This window comes from Pantoea sp. Tr-811 (assembly GCF_011752535.1).
Classification (GTDB): domain Bacteria; phylum Pseudomonadota; class Gammaproteobacteria; order Pseudomonadales; family Pseudomonadaceae; genus Aquipseudomonas.
On the sequence record NZ_VWXJ01000003.1, the window covers coordinates 144,171 to 161,262 of the forward strand.

15 protein-coding genes and 1 tRNA gene are annotated in these 17,092 nt (G+C 63.6%); 12 read left to right on the forward strand and 4 right to left on the reverse strand.

The features are described from left to right. Positions 1–101 precede the first annotated feature (101 nt). Positions 102–1,781: a bifunctional UDP-sugar hydrolase/5'-nucleotidase gene (locus tag F3J44_RS05610; RefSeq protein WP_167271064.1), complete on the forward strand. Its 1,680-nt coding sequence runs from the start codon at positions 102–104 to the stop codon at positions 1,779–1,781. 15 nt (positions 1,782–1,796) lie between these two features. On the opposite strand, the gene ung is transcribed toward F3J44_RS05610, so the two are convergent. After that, positions 1,797–2,492, reverse strand: coding sequence for a uracil-DNA glycosylase (gene ung, locus F3J44_RS05615; RefSeq protein WP_167271066.1), 696 nt, complete (start codon positions 2,490–2,492; stop codon positions 1,797–1,799). Between the two features lie 126 nt (positions 2,493–2,618). Between ung and F3J44_RS05620 the strand changes: the two genes are divergently transcribed. Then, positions 2,619–3,731, forward strand: a complete 1,113-nt coding sequence (locus F3J44_RS05620) for an enoyl-CoA hydratase/isomerase family protein (RefSeq protein ID WP_167271068.1) — start codon at positions 2,619–2,621, stop codon at positions 3,729–3,731. A 3-nt stretch (positions 3,732–3,734) separates the two neighbouring features. Here the strand turns inward: F3J44_RS05620 and F3J44_RS05625 are convergent, their stop codons facing one another. After that, on the reverse strand, positions 3,735–4,175 hold the full coding sequence (locus F3J44_RS05625; protein ID WP_167271070.1) for a hypothetical protein: 441 nt from the start codon (positions 4,173–4,175) through the stop codon (positions 3,735–3,737). A gap of 213 nt (positions 4,176–4,388) precedes the next feature. Between F3J44_RS05625 and F3J44_RS05630 the strand changes: the two genes are divergently transcribed. From F3J44_RS05630 to F3J44_RS05670, 9 genes are all read left to right on the forward strand, one after another. Further along, on the forward strand, positions 4,389–5,879 hold the full coding sequence (locus F3J44_RS05630) for a sensor domain-containing diguanylate cyclase (RefSeq protein ID WP_167271072.1): 1,491 nt from the start codon (positions 4,389–4,391) through the stop codon (positions 5,877–5,879). Beyond that, on the forward strand, positions 5,872–6,093 hold the full coding sequence (locus tag F3J44_RS05635; RefSeq protein WP_167061766.1) for a cysteine-rich CWC family protein: 222 nt from the start codon (positions 5,872–5,874) through the stop codon (positions 6,091–6,093). Before F3J44_RS05630 ends, F3J44_RS05635 begins: the two co-directional genes overlap by 8 nt. 173 nt (positions 6,094–6,266) lie before the next feature. Next, the gene (locus F3J44_RS05640) at positions 6,267–6,959 is read left to right on the forward strand and encodes a pseudouridine synthase (protein ID WP_167271074.1); all 693 of its coding nucleotides are present in this window, start codon (positions 6,267–6,269) and stop codon (positions 6,957–6,959) included. A gap of 334 nt (positions 6,960–7,293) precedes the next feature. After that, positions 7,294–8,184 carry an alpha/beta fold hydrolase gene (locus F3J44_RS05645; RefSeq protein ID WP_167271076.1) on the forward strand — a complete coding sequence of 297 codons (891 nt, stop codon included), beginning with the start codon at positions 7,294–7,296 and terminating at the stop codon, positions 8,182–8,184. A gap of 134 nt (positions 8,185–8,318) precedes the next feature. After that, a tRNA-Gly gene (locus F3J44_RS05650) sits at positions 8,319–8,392 on the forward strand. Between the two features lie 197 nt (positions 8,393–8,589). Beyond that, positions 8,590–10,290, forward strand: coding sequence for a SulP family inorganic anion transporter (locus F3J44_RS05655; protein ID WP_167271078.1), 1,701 nt, complete (start codon positions 8,590–8,592; stop codon positions 10,288–10,290). Between the two features lie 153 nt (positions 10,291–10,443). Next, positions 10,444–10,764: a type II toxin-antitoxin system RelE/ParE family toxin gene (locus F3J44_RS05660; protein ID WP_167061754.1), complete on the forward strand. Its 321-nt coding sequence runs from the start codon at positions 10,444–10,446 to the stop codon at positions 10,762–10,764. Continuing rightward, positions 10,761–11,048 (forward strand): NadS family protein, encoded by a 288-nt coding sequence (gene nadS / locus F3J44_RS05665; RefSeq protein WP_167271080.1) that lies wholly within the window; start codon positions 10,761–10,763, stop codon positions 11,046–11,048. The genes F3J44_RS05660 and nadS overlap by 4 nt, the downstream gene beginning before the upstream one ends. A gap of 387 nt (positions 11,049–11,435) precedes the next feature. Beyond that, a complete protein-coding gene (locus F3J44_RS05670; protein ID WP_167271082.1) occupies positions 11,436–12,428 on the forward strand; it encodes a DUF4917 family protein in 993 nt (330 codons plus the stop codon). Between the two features lie 223 nt (positions 12,429–12,651). On the opposite strand, the gene F3J44_RS05675 is transcribed toward F3J44_RS05670, so the two are convergent. Together F3J44_RS05675 and F3J44_RS05680 are read right to left on the reverse strand one after the other, a co-directional pair. Then, positions 12,652–13,872: an SAM-dependent methyltransferase gene (locus F3J44_RS05675; protein WP_167271084.1), complete on the reverse strand. Its 1,221-nt coding sequence runs from the start codon at positions 13,870–13,872 to the stop codon at positions 12,652–12,654. A 79-nt stretch (positions 13,873–13,951) separates the two neighbouring features. After that, entirely contained in the window at positions 13,952–14,569 is a 618-nt protein-coding gene (locus tag F3J44_RS05680; RefSeq protein ID WP_167271086.1) for a TPM domain-containing protein, read from the reverse strand. 187 nt (positions 14,570–14,756) lie between these two features. Here F3J44_RS05680 and bglX point away from each other — a divergent pair, with 187 nt between their 5' ends. Next, a complete protein-coding gene (gene bglX, locus F3J44_RS05685; RefSeq protein ID WP_167271088.1) occupies positions 14,757–17,048 on the forward strand; it encodes a beta-glucosidase BglX in 2,292 nt (763 codons plus the stop codon). Positions 17,049–17,092: the final 44 nt, after the last annotated feature.

The window sequence follows — 17,092 nt, forward strand, 5'->3', positions numbered from 1 at the left end:
CGCCTTTTCCGATGTTCTGAGCCTTGCACCGCCATTAAGTTTTGCTTGCCTGCCCACAGCCGGGGCAGGCAAACAAAGCCAAGTTCAGAGCGGAGAAATGAATGAGTCCAAGACGTACTGGATGCATGGCCATCACGTGGGCATGCCTGGCAATGGGCGCAAACTACTCGATTGCCGCATCGCTTCCCACTACCCGTATCAATGTGGTTGCCATCAACGACCTGCATGGCTATCTGGAGGCCAGCCCGCAACGCTATCGCAACACTGGCGATGCACTGGACGACCGCCCCTACGGCGGAGTCGCCGCCCTGGGTGCACTGCTCGACGAACTGCGGGCAGAAGACCCTGACCTGCTGTTCATCGGCGCGGGTGACCTGATAGGCGCCAGCCCTGCCATTTCCTCGCTATGGGCCGATGAACCGGTGCTCGAGGCGTTGAACAAGATGGGCATGATCACCAGCGCGGCGGGCAACCATGAATTCGACGCTGGCAAAGTCGAGCTCCTGAGGCAGGTAAACGGCGGCTGCGAATCACCACGCCCGGACAAAGCCTGCAAACTGCGCGGGGATTACACGGGCAGTGGCTTTCCGTACATCGCCGCCAACCTGATCGACACGGATACCGGCAAGCGCCTGCTGCCGGCTTACCACATAGCGCACGCCAAAGGCGTGAAAATCGCCTTCGTCGGCGCGGTGCTCAAGGAAATGTCGACCGTGGTGACGAAGAGCGGGTTCGCGGGCCTTAAGGTCATCGACGAGGCCGATGCAATCAACAGCCTGCTCCCCGAACTCCAAGCCCAGGGGGTCAATGCCATCGTGGCAGTCATTCACCAGGGCGGGCACACGCAAGAGCCCTTCGATCAGCGTAACTGCAAGCAACTCGAGGGCCGCATCGTGGACGTGGCGAAACGCCTGGAAGGTGCCGTGGACGCCCTGGTCAGCGGGCATACCCACCAGGGCTACCAGTGCAGCGTCGGCGAGCTGACCGTGACCCAGGCAGGTGAGTACGGGCAGTTTCTTACACAGTTGACGCTGGACGTCACCCCTGGAACGCACGAGGTCACAAGGATTTCCACCAGGAACCTGATCGTGGACCCGGAGCGCTTGAAGCCCAACGATGGGTTGGTCGCGCTGGTGAGTGAGCTTCGCGAACGGACACAGTCCAGGCTGAGCGAACGGGTCGGGCAGCTCGCAGTACCGGCACTGACTCGCGTACACAATGCTGCGGGGGAAAGCACCTTGGGTAACCTGATCACCGACGCCCAACTGGCAAGGACTGCCGAACAGGGCGCACAGATTGCGTTCGCCAACCCGGGTGGCTTGCGTGCCGACCTGCACCAGCCCAAGGGTGGCTTCCTGACCTTTGAGCAACTGTATGCCGTGCAACCCTTTTCCAACACCCTGGTGCTTCAGGACCTGACGGGGGCGCAGCTCGTAGCGTTACTCAACCAGCAATGGTCCCTGGGCACCTTCCTGCCTCTACAGGTGTCCACCGGTTTCTATTATGAGTGGGACCCTGGCGCACCGGAGCAAAACCGCGTGGTGCCAGGCAGCCTGCGGCTCAATGGCCAACCAGTGGTCCCCGAGAACCACTACCGCGTGGTGGCCAACAGTTTCCTTGCCTATGGTGGTAACGGTTTCAAGGTATTCGAAGCCGCGGCACGGCAGGAAGACACCGGCATACTGGACCTGGATGCCTTGACCCAGTACACCCGGTTGCAGGATGAGCGCGGTATCGCCGTGGGAGGCCAGCAGGCGCCGCGCATCGGCTTGGTGAACTAGAGGCCCGGCCTGGCCTCAGGCCACGGGTGGCAATGCCCAGTTGATCGGCGCCAGGCCGCGTTGCTCCAGAAAACCGTTAGCCCGGCTGAAATGCCCGCACCCCAGGAACCCGCGATAAGCCGACAGCGGCGAGGGGTGTACCGACTTGAGCACCAGGTGCTTGGTGCCATCGATCAGCTTCTGCTTGCTCTGGGCATGGGCGCCCCACAGCAGGAACACCACGTTCGGGCACTGCTCGCTGACCACCTGGATGATCCGGTCGGTGAAGAACTCCCAGCCCTTCTTGGCGTGGGACGCAGCGTTGGCGCGTTCCACGGTCATGGTCGTGTTCAGCAGCAACACACCCTGCTCGGCCCAGCTCTGCAAGTAGCCGTGGCTGGCGATCGGGATGTTCAGGTCGCGCTGCAGCTCCTTGTAGATGTTCACCAGCGAAGGCGGCGCAGGCACCCCCGGCTGCACCGAGAAGCACAGGCCATGGGCCTGGCCTGGGCCATGGTAAGGGTCCTGGCCGAGGATCACCACTTTCACCTGGCCCAGCGGTGTGGAATTGAGCGCGTTGAAGATCATCGGCCCTGGCGGGTAGATTTCCTTACCGGCCGCGTGCTCCTGGCGCAGGAATTCACGCAGCTGGTGCATGTAGGGCTGGTCGAACTCGGCGCGCAGGGCAGCCTTCCAGCTGGGTTCGAGTTTGATGCGATCGTCGTCAGTCATGGGGCCATCCGTAATCAATGGCGCGACACTAGGTAAGCCCTCGGCCCTTGTCAATCGATCCGACCGACGACCGCCATGTTCGCCGAGGCGGGCCATACTTGGGGGATGACTTGCGCGAGGTTACCCATGGCCATTCACTGCGAGGTACTCACCGGCGCCGATGGCGCCCGCATCGGCATTGCCACCCTGGACGCACCCAAGGCGCTCAATGCCCTCAACCTGCCCATGATCGAGGTGCTCGGCGAGCAGCTGCTTGCCTGGGCCCACGACCCTGGCATCGTCTGCGTGCTGCTGCGCGGCAACGGCGCCAAGGCCTTTTGTGCCGGCGGCGATGTGCGCGCGCTGGCCCAGGCCTGCCGCGATCACCCCGCCAGCGTGCCGCCCCTGGCTGCCACCTTTTTCGCCGCCGAGTACCGCCTCGATTACCTGCTGCACACCTACCCCAAGCCGCTGCTGTGCTGGGGCCATGGCCATGTGCTGGGTGGCGGCATGGGTTTGCTGCAAGGTGCCGGGGTGCGCATCGTCACCCCCAGCAGCCGGCTGGCCATGCCGGAAATCAGCATTGGCCTGTACCCGGATGTCGGCGCCAGCTGGTTCCTCGCTCGCCTGCCGGGCAAGCTCGGCCTGTTCCTGGGGCTGACCGGGTCACCGATCAATGCCCGCGATGCCCTCGACCTGGGCCTGGCCGACCGCTTTTTCGGCGAGCAACAGCAAGAGGCGTTGATCGAGGAGTTGCTGCAACTGAACTGGCAGGAACAAACCGCGTTGCAGTTGAACAGCCTGCTCAAGGCTGAACAACACCGCGCCTGGGCCGAATTGCCCGAGGCGCAATGGCTGCCGCGCCGCCAGGCGATAGACGCGTTGCTGGATGTGGCCGATGCGTCAGCCGCGTGGCGTGCCCTGGAGGGCTTGAAACACCACGCCGACCCCGTGCTGGCCGAGGCCGGCCAACGCCTGCATGAAGGCTGCCCGCTGACGGCGCACCTGGTGTGGGAGCAGATTCGCCGTGCCCGGCACCTGTCCCTGGCGCAGGTATTCCAGATGGAATACAGCATGAGCCTGAACTGCTGCCGGCATCCGGAATTCAGCGAAGGCGTGCGGGCGCGCCTGCTGGACAAGGACAACCAGCCGCGCTGGCACTGGCCGGACGTGGCGCAGGTGCCAGCGGCGGTTGTCGAGGCGCACTTCAGCAAAGCCTGGGAAGGCCGTCACCCACTGGCAGACATGGGCCAGGGCTGACGGTCAGCGCTGCCAGTTACGGTCACCGCCACGGCCTGGGCCCTGCTGGCGGTCGTTGTCGCCGCCGCCATTGGAATGCCAGCGATCATGCTGGTAGCGCTGGCTGCCATTGGTGTAGTCCTGCCGTTCGCGGTCACGCCCGTAGTCATTGCGCTGGCGGTTGCCGTAGTCGTAACGCGGGTTGCCATGCCACTGGTTCATTCCCGGCTGCGGATAAGGGCGGTAGACCGGGGGAGGCGCCGGCCGGTAGTAGCGGGGTGCCGGCTGGTAGTAATAGTGGGTACGGGGGGCGACATAATAGCGGTCATAGCCGTAATAGCCTGGGTAGGCATAGGGGCCAGTTGAATAGTAATCGGAACGGTAATAACCCGAGCTCTCGTAGTAAGGAGCGCAGGCGGACATCATCAGGCCCAGCAGGGCGATCAACAGAATACGATAGGACATGGCGGCCTCCTGGACCGCTGGGGGTGCTCGAACAGCGGCGCTGGCGAGCGTCGACACGAAAGCGTTCGTCGACATTGAATCAGACAACGTTCCCAGGGTGCAGTGCCCTTGGTGAAACAAATTGATACAGGTGGAAATACCCCTTAAATACATGCAGTCATTTTGCCGCCATATCACTAGAATGTGCGCCTCGGCACACATCATGGGAAGATCATGCCTTCACGCTCCGCCCTGTTTTCGCAGCGCTCGCTGATCCTTGCCCTGCTGCTGCTGTTGGCCTGCGGCTTTCTCGCCACCTCGTTGATCAGCTATTACGCCTCGCGCAGCGCGATCCGCGACGGCATCATCAACACCGAGCTGCCATTGACCTCCGACACGGTCTATTCGGAAATCCAGAAAGACCTGATCCGCCCGGTGCTGATCGCCTCGATGATGGCCCAGGACACCTTCCTGCGCGACTGGGTGCTGGCCGGTGAACAGGACACCGGGCGCATTACCCGCTACCTGCGCGAGGTGATGGGCAAGCAGGCAACCTTCACCTCGTTCTTCGTGTCCGACCGCAGCCTCACCTATTACCAGGCCAGGGGCGTGCTCAAGCACGTGGTACCCGGCACCTGGCGCGACGCCTGGTATTTCCGCCTGCGTGACGCGAAGGAGCCGTATGAAATCAACGTCGACCTGGACATGGCCAACCATGACAGCCTGACCGTGTTCATCAACTACCAGGTGCTCGATTACCAGCAGCGCTTCATCGGCGCTGCCGGGGTGGGCCTGAGCGTGGATGCGGTGGTCAAGCTGATCGACACCTACCAGCGGCGTTACCAGCGCTCGGTGTTCTTCACCGACGCCCATGGCAAGGTGCTGCTTACAGGCTCCGACGGTGGTCCCCATGGCTTGCGGGTGGGCCAGGCATTGCACGACAACACCGAGCTGGGCGGCCTGCTCGGGCAAAGCCCGGTGCCGGGCGAAGGCAGCCACGAGTACACCGACAGCCAGGGCCACAGCCACTTTCTCAATGTTCGGCAGTTGCCCGAGCTGGACTGGTACCTGCTGGTGGACAAGCGCGAAACCGGCGCCCTCGACCGCATTCGCCACTCGCTGTACCTGAACCTGGCCATTTGCGCCGCCATCAGCCTGGTGGTGCTGTCGCTGCTGCACGGCATGCTCAAGCGCCACCAGGCCAGCACCGAGGCCCTGGCCACCCTCGACAGCCTCACCGGCCTGCCCAACCGGCGCAGCTTCGACCTGCTCGCCGCCCAGGCACTGCAGGCGGCGCAGCGCGACCGCACGGCGCTGGTGGCGCTGCTGATCGACCTCGACCACTTCAAGACCCTCAACGACACCCACGGCCACCTGGCAGGCGACGAAGTGCTGCGCCAGTTCGCCCAGGTGCTGCAAGGCAGCCTGCGCCAGTCGGATATACTGTGCCGCTGGGGTGGCGAGGAATTCATCGTGCTGTTGCGCGCAACCGAGGGCCGGCAGGCCATCGAGGTGGCCGAGAAAATCCGCCGCCGCACCGAGCAGCAGGCCTTCAGCTTCGAAGCGCAAGCGCTGCACCTGACCACCAGCATCGGCCTCAGTGCCCTGCAGCAAGGCGACACCCTGCACACCTTGCTCAGCCGCGCCGACCGCGCGTTGTATTGTGCCAAGCAGGCCGGGCGCAACCGTGTCTGCACTGAATCTGCCGGAACCGACGATGAATGACAGCCTGCACTGCCCCGCCTGTGGCGCCCTCAACCAGTGCGCCCTGGCTGACCCGCGCAGCGCCACCCAGGCGTGCTGGTGCTTCAGCGTCAGCATCGACCCCGCGGTGCTCCAGGCCCTGCCGGCCGAACTGCGCGACAAGGCTTGCCTTTGCCCGCGCTGCGCGGCGGTAGTCGACGACCTGGAGCGAGGCGCCGCCCACAATCCCCTGTAGGAGCAGGCTTGCCTCGCGAACACCGGCGCAGCCGGTGCCACCCACCGCGTCGCCTGCTTCGCGGGTCAAGCCCGCTCCTACAGGCTTCCCCGTTAAATCAGATCAAGAAGCCAGCACCGCCCCCCAAGGAAAACCGCTAAACTGCGCCCCCGCACTTCTGCCCCCTTTTCGCCATGCGTCTCGACCGTTTCCTCGCCAACCTGCCCTGCTACAACCGCCAGCAAGTGCGCCTCATGCTGGTGCAACGGCGGGTGCGCGTGGACGGTGAGGTGGCATACGAGCCAACCACCGAGGTGCGTGAGTTCAGCCGGGTAGAAGTCGACGACCAGCTGCTGCAAGCCGGCCGCCCTGCCCGCTACCTGATGCTGCACAAGCCCGTCGGCTGCGTCAGCGCCACCCACGACCCGCAACACCGCACAGTGCTCGACCTGTTGCCCGCCGCGCTGCGCGATGGCCTGCACATCGCCGGGCGCCTGGACTTCAACACCACCGGGCTGATGGTCCTGACCAACGACGGCCATTGGTCGCGGCGCCTGACCCAGCCGGCCACCAAGCTGCCCAAGCATTACCTGGTGCACACCGAAGACGACATCGCCGACCACTACGTGGCCAAGTTCCGCGAAGGCTTCTATTTCGCCTTCGAAGGCCTCACCACCCAGCCCGCCCAGCTCGACATCCTCGGCCCCCGCCAGGCACGGCTGGCGATCGTCGAAGGCCGCTACCACCAGGTCAAGCGCATGTTCGGCCACTTCGACAACAAGGTGATCGGCCTGCACCGCGAAAGCATGGGTGCGATCCGGCTCGATCCTTGCCTGTTACCTGGGGAGTTCCGGGCCCTGACGGCGGAAGAAATCGCCTCGGTCTGAATGCCGTAATACAGGCATACGACCGCTGAGCGCTCCGAGTCACAAATTTGCGCAAACGGCACTTGCGCGATTCCCGACCCGCTGCTTGACTCCATCTTCGTCAGTCCATGAGTGACCAACCAGTCACAGTCAGTGGACCCTGACACTTTTTGCCGGCCACCCAATGCCTTGATGCGTTGGGGCACGGTGAATTGCCCGCCAAAAACAATCGTCGACATGCGTGCCAAGGATCGACACAGGGCCCCCCGGTTTAATTCAGGCGAATGCCTACCTGTCATAAAGAACGTGCACCCTAGGTGACGCGAATACCCTTTTTGCGCCAGGAGTCGATGACATGAGGCCAGAAATCGCTGTACTTGATGTCCAAGGTCAGTATCGGGTTTACACGGAGTTCTATCGCGCGGATGCGGCCGAAAAAACGATCATTCTGATCAATGGGTCGCTGGCCACCACGGCATCGTTCGCCCAGACGGTGCGCAACCTGCACCCGCAATTCAACGTCGTGTTGTACGACCAGCCCTATGCCGGCAAGTCCAAGCCACACAACCGCCAGGAACGGCTGATCAGCAAGGAGGATGAGGCGCATATCCTGCTGGAGTTGATCGAGCACTTCCGCTGCGACCACGTCATGTCCTTCTCCTGGGGCGGTGCCTGCACCCTCCTGGCACTGGCGCACCAGCCACGGCTGGTGAAAAAGGCGGTGGTCAGTTCATTCTCACCGATCATCAACGAACCGATGCGCGACTACCTGGAGCGTGGCTGCAAGTACCTGGCCGCCTGCGATCGCTACCAGGTCGGCAACCTGGTCAACGACACCATCGGCAAGCACTTGCCGTCGTTGTTCAAGCGCTTCAACTACCGCCACGTGAGCAGCCTGGACAGCCACGAGTACGCGCAGATGCACTTCCACATCAACCAGGTGCTGCAGCATGACCTGGAACGTGCCCTGAAAGGTGCGCGCAACATCGACATTCCGGTGCTGTTCATCAACGGTGACCGGGACGAGTACACCACGGTCGAGGATGCCCGCCATTTTGGCCAGCACGTTGGCAAGAGCCACTTCAGTGTGATTCGCGATGCCGGGCACTTCCTTGACATGGAAAGCAAGAACGCCTGCGAAGACACCCGCAACGTGATGCTCGATTTCCTCAAGCCCACCGTGCGCGAGTCCCGCCAACCGTCTTATTCATTCATGCAGCAGGGCCAGCATGCAGTTGCCATCTGAGCGCATCGGCGTTCTGTAGCCCTCACCCGCAGGCTATGGGCGCCGACAGCTTTTTGCGGCTCTTTTTATAACCGGGGCTTCTAATTCGAGGAGGGTTCTGGTAAAAAGCCTCTGGTAAAAGTTGTACACCAGATGCGGGTATAGTTTAGTGGCAAAACGAAAGCTTCCCAAGCTTTAGTTGAGGGTTCGATTCCCTCTACCCGCTCCAGATTCGCAGTCCCCGCATGGCGTTCCAGCAACGTCATCGCTGTCAAAAGGAGCCAAGGCTCCTTTTTTCGTTTCTGTCCTTTCATTGATGTGGCCGGTGGCCATTTCCTCTTCGATCCGCTTGAATCCGCTTGCATGCGCAACGACGAGTGGCGCATATGCTCAATGGACTCGTGAAGCATTTCGAAAGGACGACGCATGTTTCTCTCCCGCTGGCTCCCGGGCCTGGCCAACCTGTTGCAGTACCGCCGCGAATGGTTCCACGCCGACCTGCAGGCTGGGCTTTCGGTGGCCGCCATCCAGATTCCCATCGCCATTGCCTATGCCCAGATCGTCGGCCTGCCGCCGCAATATGGGCTGTATGCCTGTGTGCTGCCGATGATGGTGTACGCCCTGATCGGCAGCTCGCGCCAATTGATGGTCGGCCCCGATGCGGCCACCTGCGCGATGATCGCCGGCGCCGTGGCGCCGCTGGCCATGGGCGACCCGCAGCGCATCGCCGAGCTGTCGGTGATCGTCACCGTGCTGGTCGGGGTGATGCTGATTGGCGCAGGGCTGGCACGGGCCGGGTTCATTGCCAGCTTCTTTTCGCGGCCGATCCTGATCGGTTACCTCAACGGCATCGGCCTGAGCCTGATTGCCGGGCAGTTGTCCAAGGTGGTGGGGTTCAGGATCGAGGGCGATGGTTTCGTCCTCAGCGTGGTCAACTTCTTCCAGCGCCTGAATGAAATCCACTGGCTGACCCTGGCCATTGGCCTGGCCGGGCTGGCGCTGCTGATCTGGCTGCCGCACCGCTACCCGCGCCTGCCAGCGGCGTTGGTGACAGTAGCGCTGTTCACCCTGGTGGCGGGCCTGTTCGGCCTGGACCGCTTCGGCGTCGCCATCCTCGGCCCGGTGCCCTCGGGCATGCCGAGCCTGGCCTGGCCGCAGAGCAACCTTGCGGAAACCAAAAGCCTGTTGCGCGACGCCCTGGGCATCGCCACCGTTAGCTTCTGCAGCGCCATGCTCACCGCCCGCAGCTTCGCCGCTCGGCACGGCTACGCGATCAACGCCAACCACGAGTTCGTCGCCTTGGGCGTCAGCAACCTGGCCGCCGGTATTTCCCAGGGCTTTGCCATCAGCGGGGCCGACTCGCGCACCGCGGTCAATGACATGGTCGGCGGCAAGAGCCAACTGGTGGGCATCATCGCCGCGCTGGTGATCGCCCTGATCCTGATGTTCTTCACCGCGCCCATGGCATGGATTCCGCAGGCAGCACTGGGCGCGGTGCTGCTGATGGCCGGCTGGGGGCTGATCGATGTGCGCTCGCTGGGCCGTATCCGGCGCCTGAGCCGCTTCGAGTTCTGGTTGTGCCTGCTGACCACCGCGGGCGTACTGGGCCTGGGCGTGTTGCCGGGCATCGTGTTCGCCGTGACCCTGGCGATCCTGCGCCTGCTCTACAGCATTTACCAACCGACCGACGCGGTACTGGGCTGGCTGCCAGGCACCGAAGGCCAGGTCGACATTCGCAAGCACCCGCAGGCGCGCACGGTGCCGGGCCTGGTGGTGTACCGGTTCGACGATGCGATCCTGTTCTTCAACGCCGACTACTTCAAGCAGCGCCTGCTCGAAGCCGTGCAGCGCGAGGGCCAGCCCCAGGCTGTGCTGTTCGATGCCGAGGCGGTGAGCAGCATCGACGTCAGCGGTATCTCGGCCCTGCGCGAAGTCCGCGACACCCTGGCCGCCCAGGGCGTGCACTTCGCCATCGCCCGCGCCCGCGGCACCTTCCTGCGCATGCTGGTGCGCTCCGGCATGGCCCGGGAGATGGAAGACAAATTGCTGTTCGGCTCGGTGCGGGCCGGGATTCGAGCGTATCGGGTGTGGCGGAACAGGCAGCGCGGAGCGACGGGGGCGCAATAGCGAAACGGACTACATCTGAACCGGAAGTGGGCTAGCTCCCAACCATTGCGCGATCCACTAGCCTAACGTTCCGGCGTAGGTTCATGCGCCAGGATATCTTCCTTCCCGTAGCGCTGTGCGACCAGCGACTACGCCAATGGCGCACATCCTGCTATGCTTTTCATTGAAACACCTATTTTTTCGAGAAGGGTGAAGGAACTCCTTGAGGACGATGCCTATCGGCTTCTACAGATCAAGCTGATGGCCGCACCGGAGTCCGGTGACTTGATCGAGGGAACCGGAGGCCTACGCAAGCTTCGCGTTGCTGCCTGCGGCCGTGGAAAACGTGGCGGAGCCCGGGTGATTTACTACTACTTCACCTCACACTCACAACTCGCCATGTTGTACATCTACCCGAAAAACGAGCAGTCCGAGTTGTCTTCCGAGCAACGCAAGGCACTGAAGCACATCATTGAAAACTGGAGGCGCACATGAACACGTTCTTTGAAGAGCTAATGGAAAGCGTCCAGCAAATGGACGAGATCGTTCAGGGCAAGCGCGCGCCCTCGCAGCTGTTTGAAATCGACGCCCTCCAAGTCAGACGCATTCGCCAAGCAACAGGTTTGTCGCAGGTACGCTTTGCCGAAATGATCGATGTCCAGGTGGCTACGTTAAGAAACTGGGAACAGGGGCGCAGAGAACCCACCGGGCCAGCCAAAGCGCTGCTCCGAGCAATCCGCAACGATCCCGACCATGTTCTGAAGGCACTTTCCCACTAAGGCACCGCGGTGCGTGGCACCGGCTTCGCCGGTGTTCGCGGGGCGGGTAGGCTTCTATGGAACAAATCGTAACTATCTGATTTAACGGCAAATTCTGTGGGAGCGGGCTTGCCCGCGAACACCGGCGAAGCCGGTGCCATGCGTCGTGTCGCCTGCTTCGCGGGCAAGCCCGCTCCCACAGGGAACTGCAGCGCGACTGCTGGCACGGTTCCCTGCGCGACAGCGCAGCCCGTAGGGCTGGGTTATCTGCTACAAAGGATGGCGGCGCGACTGCAGGCACAGGCCAGTACAGGCGACACAAGGCGCAGCTGGAAACAGCAACCCTCGCACTCCTTGCATGACATGCTAAAGTCCCCGCCGCTCCCTGCATCATCGAACGGACCCCGCATGCCAGCTCTCGACGCCCTCCTCGCCACTTGGTCAGACCTCAACCAGCGCCACCCCTGCACAGCCCTGCTGCTGGGCAACGGCGCCAGTCGCGCGCTGTGGAAACCGTTCGGTTACTTCTCGCTGTACGAGGAAGCCCAGCGTGCCGGGCGCAAGAAAGGCCTGGCGATCAGCGACCAGGCCCTGTTCAAGTCCCTGGGCACCGAGTTGTTCGAACCGGTACTGAGCACGCTCAACCACACCGTGCGCGCCAACGCCGCCCTGGCGATCAATTCCACGGCGCCACTGAACCGCTACTACTCGATCAAGGAAGGCCTGATCCACGCCGTGCGCACCCTGCACCTACCGTGGGCGCGGGTGCCCAAGGCCACCCTGGCCTCGATCAACCAGGCCTTGCGCGCCTACCGCAGTGTCTATACCAGCAATTACGACCTGATCCTGCCCTGGGCCGTGCAACAGGCCCCACAAGGCTTTGCCGAGCTGTTCGACGAACAGGGCTTTTTCGACGTTCGCCGCACCCGCAGCGAGGGCACCCGCGTGCTGCACCTGCACGGCGGCCTGCACCTGCTGAAACTGCCCGACGGCACCACGCGCCAGCGCAGCGCCGACAGCGCCGAACTGCTCCACGGCTTTGCCGTGAACATCCCCGGCGAGGTGCCGCTGTTCGTCAATGAGGACCGCAGCGAGGAGAAGCTGCGCGCCATCCGCCACTCGGACTACCTGGCCTGGTGCCTGGGCCAACTGGCACTGGAAAACCAGGGCGTATGCCTATTCGGCCAGCACCTGGACAGCAGCGACCAGCACCTGCTGGAAGCTATCCGCCAGGCCCGCCCGGCGCACCTGTCGATTGCGATTCGGCCACTGGGCGAAGCGTCGGTGCTCAACCAGAAACGGCATTACCAGGAGCGGTTCGGGAACTTGACGGGCACGGCGTTGCACTTCTTCGACGCCAGCACGCACCCGTTGGGGGCGGCGGAACTGGCAATCGGCTAGCGCCGCCCAGCGGGCGCATCGCGAGCGCCTACAACCAAGGCATGCCAAATCCCGTAGGGCGATGCAACTCCCTGTAGGAGCGGGCTTGCCCCGCGAACACCGGCGCAGCCGGTGCCATGCACCGCGGCGCCTGCTTCGCGGGGCAAGCCCGCTCCTACAGGATTATCTGTTAAATCAGATAGTTTCGATTTGTTCCATAGGAGACGCGGTAGGGCCAGCAACCCTACTGCGGTATCAGATGATCCGCCTGCAACAACGTCTCCAGGCAGTGCTCCTGCACCCCGTAAAACGCCTTGAGCTGGGCGATCTTCTCCAGCAGGGCGGCGTTGTCGCCCGCCTGGCGGCGCTTCACCGCAAGAATCATCTTGTTCTTGTTGGTGTGCTCCAGGGAGATGAACTCGAACACCTTGGTTTCGTAACCACAGGCTTCCAGGTACAGCGCGCGCAGGCTGTCGGTGAGCATTTCCGCCTGTTGCCCCAGGTGCAGGCCATATTGCAGCATCGGCTGCAGCAACCCCGGGCTGTGCAGCTGCGGGCGAATCTGTTTGTGGCAGCACGGCGAGCACATGATGATCGCGGCGTTGCAGCGGATGCCGGTGTGAATGGCGTAGTCGGTGGCGATGTCGCAGGCATGCAGGGCAATCATCACCTCGATGGCCTCGGGCACCACGCTGCGCACGTCCCCGCACTGGAACTCAAGGCCAGCATGCTCAAGGCGCGCGGCCGCGGCATTGCACAGGTCAACCATGTCCTGGCGCAGTTCCACACCCGTCACCTGCGCCTCGCGGCCCAGGGTATTGCGCAGGTAGTCATGCATGGCGAAGGTCAGGTAGCCCTTGCCCGAGCCGAAGTCGGCCACCCGCAGCGCCTGGCCGGCAGGCACCTGCGCAGTGGCCAGGGCGTGGTCGAACACTTCGATGAACTTGTTGATCTGCTTCCACTTGCGCGACATCGACGGAATCAGCGCCGCCTGGGCATCGGTCACGCCCAGGTCGCGCAGGAACGGGCGCGACAGCTCCAGGTAGCGCTTCTTCTCACGGTCATGGCCAACGCTTACGGCGGCTTCACGCGGCGCCTGCGCGCCATGGCGCTGAAGCATCGGCTTGCCCTTCTTGCTGAACGTCAGCTGCACCTCGCCATCGGCGTCGAACAGATGGGCATTGCGAAAGCTGTCCGGCAGCAGTTCGGCCACCAGCGCCTGGGCCTGGTCCAGCGGCAGGTTGCGGGTGATGTCGCGGGTCTGGTGGCGGTACACCAGCGACAGGCTGGCCTGCCCCTTCACCAACAGCGGCTTGGCGATGATGCGCTGCAAGGTAGCGTCGGCGCCGACATGGCGCGCCAGTACCAGCTTGACCAGGGTATTGCCCTGCAAGGCAGCGCTGAGCAGGTCTAGGAACCGGGTGCGGGCATCCGGTGCGGAGGAAGCGGAAGAACTGGCGGACATGGCGAAACGGTGCCTCGAATAGCGGATCGCACATTCTACCGTGCGCCAGATGCCCTGTGGGAGCGGCCTGCAATCTGCTTCAGTCGAGTATCACCAGGCGGTTGGGCAGCTCATTGCGTGCATGGGTGCGTGGCAACTGCCGGGACAGCCGTTCGCCGCAGGCCTCGATGCAGTCGACGAAACCCTGCAAGGTATGCCCCTGGCGCACCTGCTCGGCAAATCGGCCAACCAGTGCGGCCCGGGTAGCGGCATCCAAATGACGGGCGATGCCCTGGTCAACCAGGATCTCCACATGCCGCTCCGCCTCGGCCACGAAAATCAGTACGCCGGTGGAGCCCACCGTGCCCTGCAGGTTCTGCTCGCGAAACTGCTCGCGGGCCAGGCGCGAGGCCCGCCACCGGCGCAGGGCGCGGGGGATCAGCCAGTCAGCCAGGCGCGGCTGGCGCAGCAACAGGCACAGGCCGATGAACAGCAGCACATTGGCCACCAGCAGGCCACGCACCCCAGGCCAGCCGACCAGCCCGTGCAACAGGCCCGGCACAACCAGTGCCAGTACGGCGGCCCAGAACAGCGGCAGGTAGGCGTAGTCATCGGCGCGCCGCGCCAGCACGGTCACCAGTTGCGCGTCGGTGCGCTGTTCTACCCGGGCGATGGCCTCGGCGATGCGGCGCTGCTCGTATTCATTGAGGGGCGTCATGCCTTGGATCTCTTGGCTGTTTTTATAGTTGTGGTCCCGGCATACGGGTCTTCCTCCCCTGGCGATATATTCAGGCATAATCGGCCGCTGGAAGAAAAGCATGCGAATCGTACAACAATAGCCGCCTGAAAACTTCGGCCGCGCGCGTATCACCGTGGATACGGCACCGGCCTCGACAACGGAATTCATGATGAAACTGTCTTTGCTGGGCCTGGCCATGGGCCTTGCCAGCCAGGCGGCCCTTGCCGCCCCACTCGCACCGCCCCTGCAGGACAAGCAGGCGTTCATCGACAACCTGATCAGCCAGATGACTGAAGCCGAAAAAATCGGCCAGCTGCGCCTGATCAGCATCGGCCCGGAAATGACCCACGAGAAGATCCGCGAAGAAATCGCCGCCGGGCGCATCGGCGGCACCTTCAACTCGCGGACCGCCCCCGAAAACCGGCCGATGCAGGACGCCGCCATGCGCAGCCGCCTGAAGATTCCGATGTTCTTCGCCTACGACACCATCCACGGCGAACGCACCATCTTCCCGATCGGCCTGGGCCTGGCCGCCACCTGGGACATGGACGCCATCGCCAAGGTCGGCCGTACCTCGGCCATCGAAGCCTCCGCCGATGCCCTGGACATGACCTTCGCGCCCATGGTCGACATCGCCCGCGACCCGCGCTGGGGCCGCACCAGTGAAGGCTTCGGCGAAGACACCTACCTGACCTCGAAGATCGGCCAGGTGATGGTCCGCTCGTTCCAGGGCAGCAGCCCGGCCAACCCCGACAGCATCATGGCCATCGTCAAGCACTTCGCCCTTTACGGCGCGGTGGAAGGCGGGCGCGACTACAACACGGTCGATATGAGCCTGCCGAAGATGTACAACGACTACCTGCCCCCCTACCGCGCCGCGCTCGACGCCGGTGCCGGCGGCGTGATGGTGGCGTTGAACTCGATCAACGGCGTGCCGGCCACCTCCAATACCTGGCTGATGAACGACCTGCTGCGCAAGCAGTGGGGCTTCAAGGGCGTGACCATCAGCGACCACGGCGCCATCCAGGAGCTAATCCGCCACGGCGTGGCCCGCGATGGCCGCGAGGCGGCCAAGCTGGCGATCAAGGCCGGCATCGACATGAGCATGAACGACACCCTGTACGGCCAGGAGCTGCCAGGGCTGCTGAAATCCGGCGAAGTGAGCCAGCACGAGCTGAACCAGGCCGTGCGCGAAGTGCTTGGCGCCAAGTACGACATGGGCCTGTTCAAAGACCCCTACGTGCGCATCGGCAAGGCCGACACCGACCTCAAGGACTACTACAGCGACGACCGCCTGCACCGTGAAGCTGCCCGCGACGTCGCCCGGCGCAGCCTGGTGCTGCTGGAAAACCGCAACCAGGCCCTGCCGCTGAAGAAGGCCGGCACCATCGCCCTGGTCGGCCCGCTGGCCGATGCGCCAATCGACATGATGGGCAGCTGGGCCGCCGACGGTAAGCCGATGCATTCGGTTACCGTGCGTGAAGGCCTGCGCCGCGCCGTCGAAGGCAAGGCCAAGCTTGTGTATGCCAAGGGCTCGAATGTCACCGGTGACAAGGCGATCGTCGACTACCTGAACTTCCTCAACTTCGATGCCCCGGAAATCGTCGACGACCCGCGCCCACCGGCGGTGCTGATCGACGAAGCGGTAAAGGCGGCGCAGCAGTCGGATGTGGTGGTCGCCGTGGTCGGCGAGTCCCGGGGCATGTCCCATGAGTCGTCGAGCCGCACCACCCTGGAAATCCCCGCCAGCCAGCGCGAGCTGATCAAGGCCCTGAAGGCCACCGGCAAGCCACTGGTGCTGGTGCTGATGAACGGCCGCCCGCTGTCGATCGGTTGGGAGCGCGAACAGGCCGATGCCATCCTGGAAACCTGGTTCTCCGGTACCGAAGGCGGCAACGCCATCGCCGACGTGCTGTTCGGCGACTACAACCCGTCGGGCAAGCTGGCCATCACCTTCCCGCGTTCGGTCGGGCAGATTCCGATGTACTACAACCACACGCGCATTGGCAGGCCGTTCACCCCGGGCAAGCCTGGCAACTACACCTCGCAGTACTTCGAAGAGCCCAACGGCCCGCTGTACCCGTTCGGCTACGGCCTGAGCTACAGCAGCTTTGAGTTGTCCGGGCTGAAGCTGTCGACCAAGAACCTCAAGCGTGGCGATACCCTGGAAGCCAAGGTCACGGTGAAGAACACCGGCAAGCGCGACGGCGAAACCGTGGTGCAGCTGTACCTGCAGGATGTGTCGGCGTCCATGAGCCGCCCGGTGAAGGAGCTCAAGCACTTCGAGAAACTGATGCTCAAGGCTGGCGAGTCGCGCACCCTGACCATGCGCATCAGCGAGGATGACCTGAAGTTCTACAATGGCCAGCTGCAGCGGGTGGCCGAGCCTGGCGAGTTCAATGTGCAGGTCGGGCTCGACTCCGAGGCGGTGCAGCAGCAGAGCTTCGAACTGTTGTAAGCAGTCGGTCGCCTAACCCGGCCTCTTCGCGGGGCAAGCCCGCT